Consider the following 14,377-nt stretch of genomic DNA (forward strand, 5'->3'; position numbering starts at 1 on the left):
GAGGACTGAACAGTCACGACGGACAGAACCGGAGAAAATTTATGCGACAGACGAATGGATGCCGTGAGGCCGCCAAGGGGATCACGCTCGTGCTCGCCCTTGCTGCACTTCCCATGGCCGCGTTTGCCCAAGAAGACGAGGCGCATACCGCCGAGCCCAACCGTATTCCGGCAGTATCGATTGCCACTGCCGAGACCTCCCATTTCAAAGAAACGGTTGCTGTGACCGGCACGCTCGTCGCCCGCGAAGAGGTGCAGGTGTATCCGCAGGTCACCGGTTTTATCGTCAACGAACTCGTCGCTGAAACCGGCGACAGCGTTCAGGCGGGGCAGGTGCTTGCCGTGATCGACGACCGGACGCTGGGGTCGAAAGTGACCCAAGCGAACGCCGAACTGGCCCGCGCCAACGCAAGCCTGCGTCAGGCCACAAGCCAGGTCGCTTCGGCAGAGGCGAACCTGCATCAAGCCGAACAGGCGCTCCAACGGACACAATCGCTGCGTGACAGCGGCTCGGCCACGCAAGCCTCGCTCGATAACGCGATCGCAGCGGAGCAAAGCGCCCGCGCGTCCTATGACGCCGCCAACGACGGTGTCGCAGTGGCAGAGGCTGCGATGGCGCAGGCGCAGGCGGCACTGGATGTGGCGGAGCGTGATTATGAAAACGCCCACGTCACCGCGCCGGTCGCCGGTATCGTGTCCGAACGCAACGCGGAGCTGGGCATGATCGCTTCGGTCGCGGGCAACCCGATGTTCCGTCTGATCCGTGACGGCCAGATCGAACTGCTCGCCGATGTGGTCGAAAACGAACTGGTGAAGCTCGAAGTCGGCCAGACCGTCCAACTGAACGTTGCCGGTTTGCCATCGGGCAGCGGCACCGTCCGCCTCGTGCCGCCGGTCGTCGATAGCCGCACCCGTCTGGGTGAAGTGCGTATTTCCATCGAAAGCCAAGAGGGCCTGCGCCCCGGTATGTTCGCCAGCGGCACCATCATGGTGACCGAGCGTGACGGCCTTGGCGTGCCATCCACGGCGGTTCTGTCTGCCGAGAATGGCTCCAAGGTGCTGACCGTTGTCGATGGCAGCGTCCATGAGGTCGAGGTCACGCCTGGCCTTATCTTTGACGGGCAGCGCGAAATCCTCGACGGGATCGACGCAGGTACCGAAGTCCTCGCCCGCGCGGGTGCGTTCTTTGGCGAAGGCGACGAAGTGCAGCCGCTCAAGGACGCGGCTGAGGTGGAGCATTCCGAATGAACTTCTCCACCCTCTCCATCCGGCATCCGGTTCCGCCGATAGCCCTGTTCGTGATCCTCGTGATCATGGGGCTTGTCAGCTTTTTCCGCTTGCCCGTCACGCAAATGCCGAACGTCGACCTTCCGGTCATCAACATCAGCATCGGCGCGCCGGGGTCGGCGCCGTCCGAAATCTCGTCTCAGGTGATCCAGCCTGTTGAGACCGAAGCGAGTGATATCGCGGGCGTCAGCCACATCGCGGCAACGGCTCGTGAGGGCCTTGCGACGATGACCATCATCTTCGACATGGGTACCAACACCGACCGCGCGCTGAACGACGTCAAAGACGCCGTGACCGCTGCGCGTGGCGATATGCCCGAAACGATCAGCGAACCGATCATCCAGCGTCTGGACTTCACTGGTGAGCCGATCCTGACCTACGCCGTGCTCGATCCGACCAAGACGACCGAAGAGCTTTCGACCTTTGTGGACGACGTTGTCGCCCGCGAGGTTATCAGCGCATCGGGCGTCGGTAGCGTCGAGCGTATGGGCGGCGCGGATAGCGAGGTGAACGTCAATCTCGATCCCGACCGTCTGCTGGCGTTCGATCTGTCGGCCAGCAACGTCAGCCAGCAGCTTCTCCAGACCAACCGCGACCAAGGCGGCGGTTCGGGAGATCTGTCGGGTGTCGAATACGCGATCCGTACGTTGGGTTCGGCCCAGTCCATCGAACAACTGGCCCGCACCCCGATCCGCACGCCCGCTGGCGGCACCATTCCGCTAAGCGCGCTTGGCACCGTGGAAAGTGGGGCAGGCGAGGTTGCGACCTTTGCGCTTTATAACAACCAGCCTGTTGTCGCGTTCGGTGTCTACCGTGCCAGCGGCGCGTCCGACCTCGAAGCGGGGGAGAACGCCAAGCACAAGCTGGAGGAGCTCAAGGAGCAGTATCCCAACGTCGAATTCGCGCTGGTGAACGACACGACCGTCTACACCGAGGCGAACTTTGAATCGGCGATGGATACACTCTACGAAGGTGCGATCCTCGCGATCATCGTGGTGTTCCTGTTCCTGCGGGACTGGCGCGCGACCGTCGTCGCATTCGTGGCGCTGCCGCTTTCGGCCATTCCGACGTTCATCGTCATGGACATGCTGGGCTTCTCGCTCAACACGATCAGTCTTCTGGGTATCACGCTCGTCGTCGGTATCCTCGTGGACGACGCGATTGTGGAGATCGAGAATATCGTCAGGCACATTCAGCTCGGGGCCAAACCCTATGATGCTGCGGTCGAAGCTGCGGACGAGATCGGTCTGACGGTTATCGCGATCAGCTTTACCATCGTGGCCGTGTTCGCGCCGGTGAGCTTCATGGGCGGTATTGCGGGCGAGTTCTTTAAGCAGTTCGGTCTGACCGTGGCTGTGGCGGTGCTGTTCTCGCTGCTCGTCGCGCGTCTGATCACGCCGCTCTTTGCCGCATACTTCATGAAGTCGGGCAAGGTGCACGCAGAGCCCAAGGACGGCTTCATCATGCGTCGCTACATGGGCGTGCTGGCTTGGACCCTGCGCAACCGCGTCATCACGCTGTTCATTGGTCTCGCGATCTTTGCAGGCTCGATCTATTCGGCCACCCTGCTGCCGACGGAGTTCATTCCGGCGTCCGATACCGGCCGCTCGATTGTCTCCATCGAACTGCCGCCTGGCTCGACGATCGAAGAGGCCCGCGAGGTCGGTGATATCGCCACCGAGCGCCTGATGCAGATCCCCGAAATGGAGGGCATCTTCGTTGACGGTTCCTCGGCCACGAAAATCTCGCTCCGCGTCGATTATGGCGACAAGGAAGAGCGCGAGCGTGACTTCGTTGCGATCAATGCGGACATCGAGGCGCTGCTCGCCGATATTCCGGACATCCGTTACTACGTGATGGACGAGGACGGCGCGCGCGAGATCGTCATCAACGTGCAGGGCGACACGCAGGAGGCCGCGCAGGAAGCTGCCGTGCTGCTCCTGGCAGAACTGAAAACGCTGCCCGAATTGCGTAACCCTGCCAGCTCGGCCTCGCTGCTGCGTCCTGAAATCCAAATCATTCCCAACCCCGATCTGGCGGCGCAGCTTGGCGTGAATGCCGCGACCCTGTCTTCGGCCATTCGTGTGGCGACCATGGGCGATATCGACGCCAACCTCGCGCAGTTCGACGCGGGCGAGGAATCGATTCCGATCCGTGTGCGTCTGAACGAGGAGACCCGCAACGACGTGTCGCGTCTGATGGCGTTCCGTCTACCGAACTCCTCGGGCGAGCTGGTGCCGCTGGGCGCTGTGGCGGAGGTTCGTCTGTCTTCCGGCAGCAGTGTCATCGAACGCTACGACCAGCGTTACAGTATCGCGATCGAAGCGGACACTGCCGAGGGCGTGGCGCTGGGTGATGCGACTGCCGCCATTCAGGCCGCCGCCGACAGCATCGAGATGCCCGAAGGCGCCAACATCGAGGAATCGGGTGACGCCGAGACGATGAACGACATCTTCTCAAGCTTCGCGCTGGCGATGGGTGCGGGCATCATGCTGGTCTACATCGTGCTGGTTCTGCTGTTCAGCAGCTTCGTCACGCCGCTGACAATCATGATGTCGCTGCCGCTGGCCATCGGTGGTGCGATCTTCGGTCTGTACATCTACGGCTCGGGCATCGGTCTGTCGGTCGTCATCGGCTTCCTCATGCTGATGGGCATCGTGACCAAGAACGCGATCATGCTGGTCGAATTCGCGCTGGAGGCCATCCACAACGGCGCCGACCGCTCGGCTGCGATCATCGATGCGGCGCACAAGCGTGCCCGTCCGATCATCATGACCACGATCGCGATGACTGCGGGCATGATTCCTTCGGCCATGGCGCACTCCACCGGCGGCGAATTCCGCGCGCCGATGGCGATTGCGGTGATCGGTGGCCTGCTGCTGTCGACCGCGCTATCGCTGCTGTTCGTGCCGTCGCTGTTCAGTGTGATGGAAGGTCTGAAGCACCGCCTGCGCAGGCTGCTGCTCTGGGGCCTTGGCGGTGATCCGTCGAAGGATAGCAAGACCGCGCAAGCCCACTAAACAACAAAACGCCCGCTTTTCAGCGGGCGTTTCGACATTTGGGGACATGTCATCCGATGCGTCTCCGCGCCGGACAGGCATTGAATATCAGGGGGCGGGGAGGCGTCGCAAGTTGAGGGCTCGGCTGGAAATAGCCGTCCGCAAAATGCTGCTGATCAAAAACAAAAAACACGCCGAAAGGCGTGTCATCGTCACCGTCGAGGGTGATTGGTGGAGCCAAGGGGGATCGAACCCCTGACCTCTTGCATGCCATGCAAGCGCTCTCCCAGCTGAGCTATGGCCCCGTTATCGTTCGCTTTTCCGTCACCGGCGTTACGTCGATGGCGGCTATCTAAAGGTCGGCTCGGGCGGGTGCAAGAGCAAAAACGCCCGAGCCGGAAATTTCTTAGTCGTCGTCGTCTTTGGCAGCAACGTCGCCAAGTTCTTCGAACGAGACGTTATCGTCGTCGCTGTCATCATCGTCGAGCAGGTCGTCGTCGATATCGACATCTTCGTCGTCGTCGAGGATCAGATCTTCTTCTTCCTCGTTCGACTTCAGTTTCTTGGTCTGCGCGTCTTCGGCGTCGGCGACCATGGTACGGGTCTTCGACGATTCAATGTTTACGACTTCGCCAGTATAGGGGCTGACGATCGGGTCACGATTCAGGTCGTAAAAACGCTTGCCGGTGGTCGGGCAAACGCGCTTGGTTCCCCATTCTTCCTTGGGCATGGCTATCCCTTCAATATTCACGCTCTTGCGGTGGATCGATGCCACCTGCCATAAGCCGGAACAGGTGTCAAAGCCTTTGGCACCTTAATTGTCAAGAAGGTGCATATGGGACCGCATAGTTTGCCTGGCAACCCTCCGATCGCGATCACCTTGCGTCGTTCGACGCGGGCGCGGCGGATCAGCCTGCGAATTTCGCGGGTCGACGGGCGTGTGACCCTTACCATACCGAAAAAAGTCTCAGAAGCCGAGGGTATGGCCTTTGCCCGCGAGCGTGAGGAGTGGCTGCGCGGTCACCTTTCCGAGATGTCGGGCGTCAATGTCGTCGGGATCGGCTCCAAGGTGCCCGTGCGCGGCATCCTGCGAGAGGTCACAGCGGGGCAGGGGCGCAGCATCGCGATGAACGATTCGCAGTTGATAGTGCCTGGTGATCCCGCGCGGGCTGGTGTGCGGGTGCAGGCGATGCTCAAGACGATGGCCCGCGATGCGCTAGCGGAGGCGTCGGACCGCTATGCCGCCAAGGTCGGGAAGCAATACAACAAGATCACCCTGCGCGATACGCGCTCCCGATGGGGGTCGTGTACGTCGCGGAAGGACCTGATGTATTCGTGGCGGCTGATTATGGCTCCGGCCGAAGTTCTGGAGTATGTGGCCGCCCACGAGGTCGCGCATCTGGTGGAAATGAACCACTCCGACGCGTTCTGGAATGTGGTCGAGGGCATCTATCCCGACTACCGCAAGGTGCGTCATTGGTTGCGGGTGAACGGGCAGGATCTTCACAGCTATCGCTTCACCGATTGACCTGCACGGCGTTTGTGATCACAAGAAACGCATGATCCCGCCCTCACGTCCCGTCGACTCCGCTGCCTCTGCCCATGAACGGGTGTACCGTGCGCTCCGCACGCAGGTCATGCACGGAGAGATCGCGCCAGGTGCGGCGCTGACGTTGCGGGGGATCGGCAAGCAGTTCGACGTCTCCATGACCCCTGCGCGCGAAGCCGTGCGCCGCCTCGTGGCCGAAGGCGCGCTGTTCCTGTCGTCTTCGGGCCGTGTGTCCACGCCAGAACTGACCAACGAGCGGATCGAGGAACTGGCGAGCATCCGTGCGCTGCTGGAGCCGGAACTTGCGAGCCGCGCGCTGCCGCGTGCGCACTTTGCCCTGATCGAACGTCTGGAGACAATTAATTCGGGCGTCAGTCAGATGGTCGCGCGGCACAGCGCGTCGGGATACATCCGCATGAACCTCGAATTCCACAGGACGCTTTATCTGCGCGCTCAGGCACCCGCCATGCTCGCGATGCTGGAGACGGTGTGGTTGCAGCTCGGGCCGACCATGAGCGCCCTCTATGGGCGTCTGAACCGCACAGAGCCGCCGTATCACCACAAGCTGATCCTCGCCGCACTCAAGGCTGGCGACGAGCCGAGCCTGCGCCTCGCCATTCGGACGGACGTGACGCAGGGCCTGCGGATGCTGAAGAACTGATCCTCAGGCGAGGACCAACTCTCCGTTTCCATCGAGAGTGCCGGACAGTCGGCGCAGGATTTCCTTCACCGTCTGCGGACGCAGGTCGAGCTGGTCGGTCACATCAACCAGCGTATCGTAGGCTTCTTGCGTGATCGGACCGTAGGCTGCGGCCATGCGGATGGCAGCCTCCATAACCTCTGTGCGTTGCTGGAACGACAGGGTCGTGCCGAGGGCGTCGATCATATCGCGCGCACCGACGGTGCGTTGCAGGCCGTCCAGAACACGTCCGTGTAGCGGGCGTTCACCGAACATCTCGTCCAGCGCGTCACCGATGAAGTCGGCGTCCGCAGGATCGACGTTGCCGCGCGCGGTCGCGACGTAGCACATGGCCGTCAGCGCCTCTGTCGTGGTGCGGGACAGTTGATAATTGACCGAGTTTTCACGGCGCGGGCGGGACTGCGCGGGCGTCAGGCGAAACATCAGCAGGCATAGGATGATAGCAGCGACAAGGACGCCAATCGTTGGCGCATCGCTAAACGGCATTGCAGCCGCAGGACCGTGGGATTCCACGGGCAACCAGAGAACTCGTAACATGACACACGCTCTAACTGAGCAAAAACAAACTGACTAAATCGTATCATAAATCGGGGGCCTGTCTCAAAGAATATACCTTTTCACCAAAACTATTGGGCAGTGATGCGACAGAAACACGTCTGGAGCTCGTTAAATTTCGGAAAGCTAAACGAGGTTTTATTCAAAATGTCCGATTTTCTCCCCACTTCCCGCCGCGGTTTGCTGCGCGCTCTGGCCGCTGCTCCGGTTGCTGCCGTGTTCCCGATGGCCAGCCGTGCGCAGGACGCCGCCGCTGCCTCCGCCGGCCTGATTTCGTCTTCCGTCTGTCTGGTGATGCCCGAAACCACCGAGGGTCCGTACTATATCGACCCCGAGCTGGTGCGTGCCGATATCACCGAAGAGAAGACCGGCGTGCCGCTCAAGATGCAGATCCAGGTGGTCGATGCGAACTGTACGCCGATCCCCGAGGCGCGTGTCGATATCTGGCACTGCGATGCGCAGGGCAACTACTCGGGCTACGCGAACCAAGGCTCGGACGGCACGGTGAATACCGAAGGCGAGACCTTCCTGCGCGGCACGCTGATGGCGGACGAGAGCGGCATCGTCAGCTTCGACACCATCTACCCAGGTTGGTATCGCGGCCGCACGACACACATCCACTACAAGGTCTTCCTCGACGAGACGACAGTTCTGACGAGCCAAATTTTCTTCCCCGATGCGCTGAGCCAGTACCTGTTCGAGAACGTCACCGAGTACGAACGTTCGGGCACCCGCGATACGGTGAACAAGACCGACTCCATCGCGCAGGATGCGGGCGACGGGGCCTATTGTTTCATCAAGGAGCAGTCGGACGGCTATGTCGCGGCGCTGGTTGTCGGTGTGAACCCTGATGCGGTCAGCAGCGAAGGTGGCATGGGCGCTCCGGGTGGTCAGCCGCCCGCAGGTGGTCCGCAGGGTGGCGGTGAGCCGCCCGCGCAGGGTGGTCCGCTGGGCGGTGACTGGACGCCCGAGGGGTTGGTTCCGGGTACGGACAACTAAGGGTGGGAGGGGCTCTGCCCCTCTTGGCCTTTGGCCAATTCACCCCGGGATATTTGGGGCACAAAGGCAAAGAAAAAGGGCGGCAGATGGGGCCGCCCTTTGTGTTTGGGTTACGGGGTCGATCAGCTGTGGATCGCGCCGTCGCCGCAGGCGAGCGCTGCTTCGCGGACCGCTTCGGAGAAGGTCGGGTGCGCGTGGCAGGTGCGTGCGAGGTCTTCGGCAGCGGCGCCGAATTCCATGGCGACGCAAACCTCGTGGATCAGGTCGCCAGCTGCCGGGCCGATGATGTGGCAGCCGAGGATGCGGTCGGTTTCTTTGTCCGCGAGGATTTTGACGAAGCCGTCGCCCATGAAGACAGCCTTGGCGCGGCCGTTGCCCATAAAGGAGAATTTGCCGACCTTGTAGGCGCGGCCTTCTTCCTTGAGCTGCTCTTCGGTCTTGCCGACCGAGGCAACCTCGGGAGCGGTGTAGATGACGCCCGGGATGACTTCGTAGTTCACGTGACCGGCCTGACCGGCGATGATCTCGGCGACGGCCATGCCTTCGTCTTCGGCTTTGTGGGCCAGCATCGGGCCAGCGATCGCGTCACCGATGGCGTAGACGCCTTTGACGTTGGTGGCGTAGTGGCTGTCGGTCTTGATCTGGCCACGCTCGGTCAGTTCGACGCCGATGGTGTCGAGGCCGAGACCGGTGGTGTAGGGGCGGCGGCCGGTGGCGACCAGAACGACTTCGGCGTCGATCGAGGCTTCGCTGTCGTCCTTGCGCAGTTTGTAAGTGACGGTGTTTTTGCCGTCGCCTTTGGTCACGCCCTGAACGGCGGCGCCCATAACGAAGTCGAGGCCCTGCTTTTTCAGCATCTTCTGGAAGGTCTTCTGGACCTCTCCGTCCATGCCAGGGGTGATGACGTCGAGGAATTCGACGACGGTGACTTTGGTGCCGAGGCGTTTGTAGACCGAGCCGAGTTCAAGGCCGATGACGCCAGCGCCGATGACGACCATCGACTCCGGCACTTTGTTAAGGGCCAGAGCGCCGGTCGAGGTGACGACGGTTTCTTCGTCGATTTCGATGCCGGGCAGAGCGGAAGGCTCGGAGCCCGACGCGATGATGATGTTCTTGGCCTCGTGGACGTCGTCGCCGACCTTAACCTTGCCAGCTTCGGGGATGGAGGCCCAGCCTTTGATCCAGTCGATCTTGTTCTTCTTGAAGAGGAACTCAATGCCCTTGGTGTTGCCGTCGATGACGCCCTGTTTGTAGTCGAGCATCTTGGCCCAATCGACGTCGGGCTTGGCGACGTTGAGGCCCATTTTGGCGAAGTTTTCTTCGGCTTCGTGCAGCGAATGCGAGGCGTGGAGGAGGGCCTTGGACGGGATACAGCCGACGTTGAGGCAGGTGCCGCCGAGCGCGTCACGGCCTTCGACGACTGCGGTTTTGAGACCAAGCTGGGCGCAGCGGATGGCGCAGACATAGCCGCCGGGGCCGGCACCGATTACGATCACGTCATAGGACGACATATGTACACTCCTTTGTCAGGGTCGGAGGCGCGCGGCCCCCGTAGAATTTGATCAGGCGACGAAGCTCGACGCAATCATCACCATTGTCGCAAGAAAGCCGACCATCCAGATGTAGGAACGCCACGGGCGCCATCCGAAATAGTAGGCAGGAATATAGAGCACGCGGGCAGCAAGGTAGGTCCATGCGCAGGCCGCGGAGAGACCGGTGGATTTGTCGCCGAGCGTGACGACGACCACGGCGATCGTGAAGAGGATGAGCGCTTCGAAGTGGTTGTTCAGAGCGCGGAAGAGGCGGCCCGTCTTGACGCTGACCATCTGTTCGAGCGGCTGGCCGAGGCGCTGCGGGTCGCGCGGGCTTGTGGTGACCTTGGGGCCGAGCTCGATATTCGCGGGGACCGACATCAGGACGAACTGAATGCCCTGAAGAAGTCCGGCGAGTGCAAGGACGGTTAGTTCTGGCGTCATCATTTGACAGGGTCCGTCTGGGTGGAAAGAGGGCGGGGGGCTGTCTGCCCCCCGCACCCCCCGAAGGTATTTTCGTCAGAATGAAGAGTGCGGGGGCTCTTCACACCAATGGATTACAGATCCATCAGCAGGCGGCGCGGATCCTCGAGGGCTTCCTTGACGCGGACGAGGAAGGTCACGGCGCCTTTGCCGTCGACGATGCGGTGGTCATACGACAGGGCGAGGTACATCATCGGGCGGATGACAACCTGACCGTTGATGGCCATCGGACGGTCCTGAATCTTGTGCATGCCGAGGATACCCGACTGCGGAGGGTTCAGGATGGGCGAGGACATCAGCGAGCCGTAGACGCCGCCGTTCGAGATGGTGAACGAACCACCCTGCATTTCGGCCATCGAGAGCTTGCCGTCACGGGCGCGGGCGCCTTTTTCGGCGATCGCCTTTTCGATCTCGGCAAAGGACATCTGGTCGGCATCCATGATAACCGGAACAACGAGGCCGGTCGGGGTGCCTGCGGCGATGCCCATGTTGACATAGTTCTTGTAGACGATGTCGGTGCCGTCGATTTCGGCGTTTACTTCCGGCACTTCCTTGAGCGCGTGGATACATGCCTTGGTGAAGAAGGACATGAAGCCGAGCTTTACGCCGTGCTTTTTCAGGAAGAGGTCTTTGTATTCGTTACGCAGAGCCATCACTTCGGTCATGTCCACCTCGTTGTAGGTGGTGAGCATGGCGGCGGTGTTCTGGCTGTCCTTCAGACGCTTGGCGATGGTCTGGCGCAGGCGGGTCATCTTCACGCGCTCTTCGCGCGATGCCTGATCCGCAGCGACCGGTGCACGCGGGGCAGCAGCCGGAGCCGGCGCAGCGGCTTTGGGTGCGTTGATCGCGTTCAGCACGTCTTCTTTCATGATGCGGCCGTCTTTGCCGGAGCCCTTAACATCATCGGAAGAGATGTTGTTTTCGGCCATCAGCTTTTTGGCAGACGGTGCGTCTTCAGTATCTTTACCGCTCGACGACTGCGGAGCGGCGGCCGGAGCAGCCGGAGCCGGAGCGGCTTCGGACGCGGGAGCGGCAGCAGCGCCTTCGCCTTCGGTCAGGGTTGCCAGAAGGGCGTCGACACCAACGGTGTCGCCTTCGGCGGCGACGATTTCACCCAAAGTACCGGCGGCGGGCGACGGGACTTCGACGGTGACTTTGTCGGTTTCGAGTTCACACAGCATTTCGTCGACAGCGACTTTATCGCCCGGCTTCTTGAACCAGGTTGCGACGGTGGCCTCGGTGACGCTCTCACCCAGGGTGGGCACGCGGACTTCGATGCTCATGGTTTATTTCCCTTCGATGGTCAGGGCCTCGTTCACGAGGGCTTCCTGTTGAGCTTTGTGTTGCGAGGCCAGGCCCGTTGCGGGCGAAGCCGATGCGGCGCGGCCGACGTAGACCGGACGCTTGTGAGTGGCGTTGATGCGGGTCAGCACCCATTCGATGTTCGGTTCGATGAACGACCAAGCACCCTGGTTGCGCGGCTCTTCCTGACACCAGACCATTTCGGCGCCTTTGAAGCGCTCAAGCTCGGCGATCAGCGACTGGGCCGGGAACGGGTAGAACTGTTCCAGACGCATCAGGTAGACATCGGTGATGCCGCGGGCGTCACGCTCTTCGAGGAGATCGTAGTAGACCTTGCCCGAGCACATGACGACGCGCTTGATCTTGTCGTCGGCGACCAGCTTGGTGTCCGAGTGACCGCGTTCCGCGTCATCCCACAGGATACGGTGGAAGGACGAACCGGTGGTGAAGTCCTCGGCGTCCGAGATGCAGAGCTTGTGGCGGAGCAACGACTTCGGCGTCATCAGCACCAGCGGCTTGCGGTAGTTGCGGTGCATCTGGCGGCGCAGGATGTGGAAGTAGTTGGCCGGAGTCGAGCAGTTCGCAACGATCCAGTTGTCACCACCGCACATCTGCAGGAAGCGCTCGAGACGGGCGGAGGAGTGCTCCGGCCCCTGACCTTCGAAGCCGTGCGGCAGAAGGCAGACGAGGCCCGACATACGCAGCCACTTGCTTTCGCCCGACGAGATGAACTGGTCGAACATGATCTGGGCACCGTTGGCAAAGTCGCCGAACTGGGCTTCCCACATGACGAGCGCATTCGGTTCGGCCAGCGAGTAGCCGTATTCGAAGCCAAGTACCGCGTATTCCGACAGCATCGAGTCGATGACTTCGTAATGTGCCTGACCCTCGCGGATGTTGTTCAGCGGGTAGTAACGGTCTTCGGTCTTCTGGTCGATCAGGCCCGAGTGACGCTGCGAGAACGTACCGCGGGTGGCATCCTGACCCGAAAGACGGACGGGGTAGCCTTCGAGCTGGAGCGAACCGAAGGCCATCGCCTCGGCGGTTGCCCAGTCGTAGCCCTGACCGGTTTCGAACATCTTCGCTTTGTTTTCCAGCTGGCGGGCAACAGTGCGGTGGATGTTGAAGTCTTCGGGGTAGGAGGACAGCGCCTTACCGATTTCCTGAAGGGTCTTCTCTTCGATTGCAGTTTTGCCGCGCTGGTATTTGCCCTCTTTTTCGCGGTCCATATGGGACCAGCGACCGTCGAGCCAGTCAGCCTTGTTCGGCTTGTATTCCTTGGCCGCCTCGAACTCGTCGTTCAGGTTGGCTTGGAACTGGGCCTTCATGTCTTCGATCTCGCCCTCGGGGATGAGACCGTCGGCAACCAGACGTTCGGTGTACAGCTGGAGCGTCGTCTTGTGACGCTTGATGTTGTTGTACATCGCCGGGTTGGTGAACATCGGCTCGTCGCCTTCGTTGTGACCGAAGCGGCGGTAGCAGAAGATGTCGATGACAACGTCTTTGTGGAACTTCTGACGGAATTCGGTCGCGACCTTGGCGGCGTGGACAACAGCCTCCGGATCGTCACCGTTCACGTGGAAGATCGGTGCTTCGACCATCAGCGCGATGTCGGTCGGGTAGGGCGACGAACGCGAGAAGTGCGGCGCGGTGGTGAAGCCGATCTGGTTGTTGACGACGATGTGGATCGTGCCGCCGGTGCGGTGACCTTTGAGGCCCGACAGACCGAAGCATTCCGCAACAACGCCCTGACCTGCGAAGGCGGCGTCGCCGTGCAGCAGGATCGGCAGAACGGTTTCGCGGGTCATGTCGTTGCGCTGGTCGGTCTTGGCGCGGGCCTTGCCGAGCACAACGGGGTTCACTGCTTCGAGGTGCGAGGGGTTCGCGGTCAGCGACAGGTGAACCTTGTTGCCGTCGAATTCGCGGTCGGATGAGGCACCGAGGTGGTACTTCACGTCGCCCGAACCATCGACGTCCTCGGGCTTGAACGAGCCGCCCTGGAATTCGTTGAAGATCGCGCGGTAGGGCTTGTTCATCACGTTGGCCAGAACCGACAGGCGGCCGCGGTGCGGCATACCGATGACGATGTCCTGAACGCCCAGAGCGCCGCCGCGTTTGATGATCTGTTCCATCGCGGGGATGAGAGCCTCACCACCGTCCAGACCGAAACGCTTCGTACCCATGAACTTGACGTGGCAGAACTTCTCGAAGCCTTCGGCCTCGACCAGTTTGTTCAGGATCGCCTTACGGCCGTTCTGGGTGAAGGTGATTTCCTTGCCGAAACCTTCGATGCGTTCCTTCAGCCAGCCAGCTTCCTCGGGGTTCGAGATGTGCATGTACTGGAGCGCGAAGGTGCCGCAGTAGGTGCGGCGGACGATGGCCATGATCTCGTTCATCGTCGCGACTTCGAGGCCGAGTACGTTGTCGATGAAGATCGGGCGATCCATGTCGGCATCGGTGAAGCCGTAAGTCTTCGGGTCGAGCTCCGGATGCACGGTCTGGTCACGCATGTTCAGCGGATCGAGGTCGGCGATCAGGTGACCTCGAATACGGTAGGCGCGGATGATCATCAGCGCGCGCAGGGAGTCGGTCACAGCAGCGCGGACCTGCTCTTCCGAAATCTCGACGCCTTTGTCGGCGGCCTTTTTCTTGATCTTGTCGCCGGCGGCTTTGCCGTCGTCGGGCCACTGGCCGTCAAGAGCGGCAACGAGGTCTCCACCCGGAACGGGCGGCCAGTCGTTGCGGGCCCACGACGGACCGGCTGCTTCGGCTTTGGCGTCCGAAGCGCTGTCACCGAGAGCGGCGAAGAATTCGCGCCAGGTCTTGTCTACAGCGTTCGGGTTGTCGGAATATCGCGCGTAGAGCTGCTCGATATACTCGGCGTTATGCCCCTGCAGGAAGCTCGAAGCATGGAACTGGTCGTTAGGGCTTTGGTCGTTCATTTTGTGGCCTTTCCCTCAGGGCGGAATGGG

Annotated in this window: 11 protein-coding genes and 1 tRNA gene; 5 read left to right on the top strand and 7 right to left on the bottom strand. The window is 61.4% G+C overall.

What is annotated here, in order from left to right; genetic code table 11:
* Positions 1–41: 41 nt before the first annotated feature.
* Both IF204_RS00500 and IF204_RS00505 read left to right on the top strand, forming a co-directional pair.
* Positions 42–1,247, top strand: a complete 1,206-nt coding sequence (locus tag IF204_RS00500; RefSeq protein WP_194093817.1) for an efflux RND transporter periplasmic adaptor subunit — start codon at positions 42–44, stop codon at positions 1,245–1,247.
* The gene (locus IF204_RS00505; RefSeq protein WP_194093819.1) at positions 1,244–4,306 is read left to right on the top strand and encodes an efflux RND transporter permease subunit; all 3,063 of its coding nucleotides are present in this window, start codon (positions 1,244–1,246) and stop codon (positions 4,304–4,306) included. Before IF204_RS00500 ends, IF204_RS00505 begins: the two co-directional genes overlap by 4 nt.
* Before the next feature lie 208 nt (positions 4,307–4,514).
* Here IF204_RS00505 and IF204_RS00510 read toward each other — a convergent pair.
* A tRNA-Ala gene (locus tag IF204_RS00510) sits at positions 4,515–4,590 on the bottom strand.
* A gap of 101 nt (positions 4,591–4,691) precedes the next feature.
* Complete coding sequence (locus IF204_RS00515) at positions 4,692–5,015, bottom strand: TIGR02300 family protein (protein WP_194093821.1); 324 nt, start codon at positions 5,013–5,015, stop codon at positions 4,692–4,694.
* Between the two features lie 105 nt (positions 5,016–5,120).
* On the opposite strand from IF204_RS00515, the gene IF204_RS00520 reads away from it, so the two are divergent.
* Together IF204_RS00520 and IF204_RS00525 are read left to right on the top strand one after the other, a co-directional pair.
* Positions 5,121–5,813 carry a M48 family metallopeptidase gene (locus IF204_RS00520; protein WP_194093823.1) on the top strand — a complete coding sequence of 231 codons (693 nt, stop codon included), beginning with the start codon at positions 5,121–5,123 and terminating at the stop codon, positions 5,811–5,813.
* Between the two features lie 31 nt (positions 5,814–5,844).
* Positions 5,845–6,495 carry a GntR family transcriptional regulator gene (locus IF204_RS00525; RefSeq protein ID WP_194093824.1) on the top strand — a complete coding sequence of 217 codons (651 nt, stop codon included), beginning with the start codon at positions 5,845–5,847 and terminating at the stop codon, positions 6,493–6,495.
* A gap of 3 nt (positions 6,496–6,498) precedes the next feature.
* Here the strand turns inward: IF204_RS00525 and IF204_RS00530 are convergent, their stop codons facing one another.
* The gene (locus tag IF204_RS00530) at positions 6,499–7,071 is read right to left on the bottom strand and encodes a TerB family tellurite resistance protein (protein WP_194093826.1); all 573 of its coding nucleotides are present in this window, start codon (positions 7,069–7,071) and stop codon (positions 6,499–6,501) included.
* A 165-nt stretch (positions 7,072–7,236) separates the two neighbouring features.
* Between IF204_RS00530 and IF204_RS00535 the strand changes: the two genes are divergently transcribed.
* A complete protein-coding gene (locus IF204_RS00535) occupies positions 7,237–8,088 on the top strand; it encodes an intradiol ring-cleavage dioxygenase (protein WP_194093828.1) in 852 nt (283 codons plus the stop codon).
* Between the two features lie 122 nt (positions 8,089–8,210).
* On the opposite strand, the gene lpdA is transcribed toward IF204_RS00535, so the two are convergent.
* The 4 genes from lpdA to IF204_RS00555 all read right to left on the bottom strand — a co-directional run bounded on the left by lpdA (position 8,211) and on the right by IF204_RS00555 (position 14,347).
* Positions 8,211–9,599 carry a dihydrolipoyl dehydrogenase gene (gene lpdA / locus IF204_RS00540; protein ID WP_194093830.1) on the bottom strand — a complete coding sequence of 463 codons (1,389 nt, stop codon included), beginning with the start codon at positions 9,597–9,599 and terminating at the stop codon, positions 8,211–8,213.
* A gap of 51 nt (positions 9,600–9,650) precedes the next feature.
* Complete coding sequence (locus IF204_RS00545) at positions 9,651–10,064, bottom strand: MAPEG family protein (RefSeq protein WP_194098100.1); 414 nt, start codon at positions 10,062–10,064, stop codon at positions 9,651–9,653.
* A gap of 113 nt (positions 10,065–10,177) precedes the next feature.
* Positions 10,178–11,386 (bottom strand): 2-oxoglutarate dehydrogenase complex dihydrolipoyllysine-residue succinyltransferase, encoded by a 1,209-nt coding sequence (odhB, locus tag IF204_RS00550; RefSeq protein WP_194093832.1) that lies wholly within the window; start codon positions 11,384–11,386, stop codon positions 10,178–10,180.
* A 3-nt stretch (positions 11,387–11,389) separates the two neighbouring features.
* Positions 11,390–14,347 carry a 2-oxoglutarate dehydrogenase E1 component gene (locus IF204_RS00555; protein WP_194093834.1) on the bottom strand — a complete coding sequence of 986 codons (2,958 nt, stop codon included), beginning with the start codon at positions 14,345–14,347 and terminating at the stop codon, positions 11,390–11,392.
* Between the last annotated feature and the right edge of the window lie 30 nt (positions 14,348–14,377).

Source organism: Marivivens aquimaris (genome assembly GCF_015220045.1).
In the GTDB taxonomy this organism is placed as follows: domain Bacteria; phylum Pseudomonadota; class Alphaproteobacteria; order Rhodobacterales; family Rhodobacteraceae; genus Marivivens; species Marivivens aquimaris.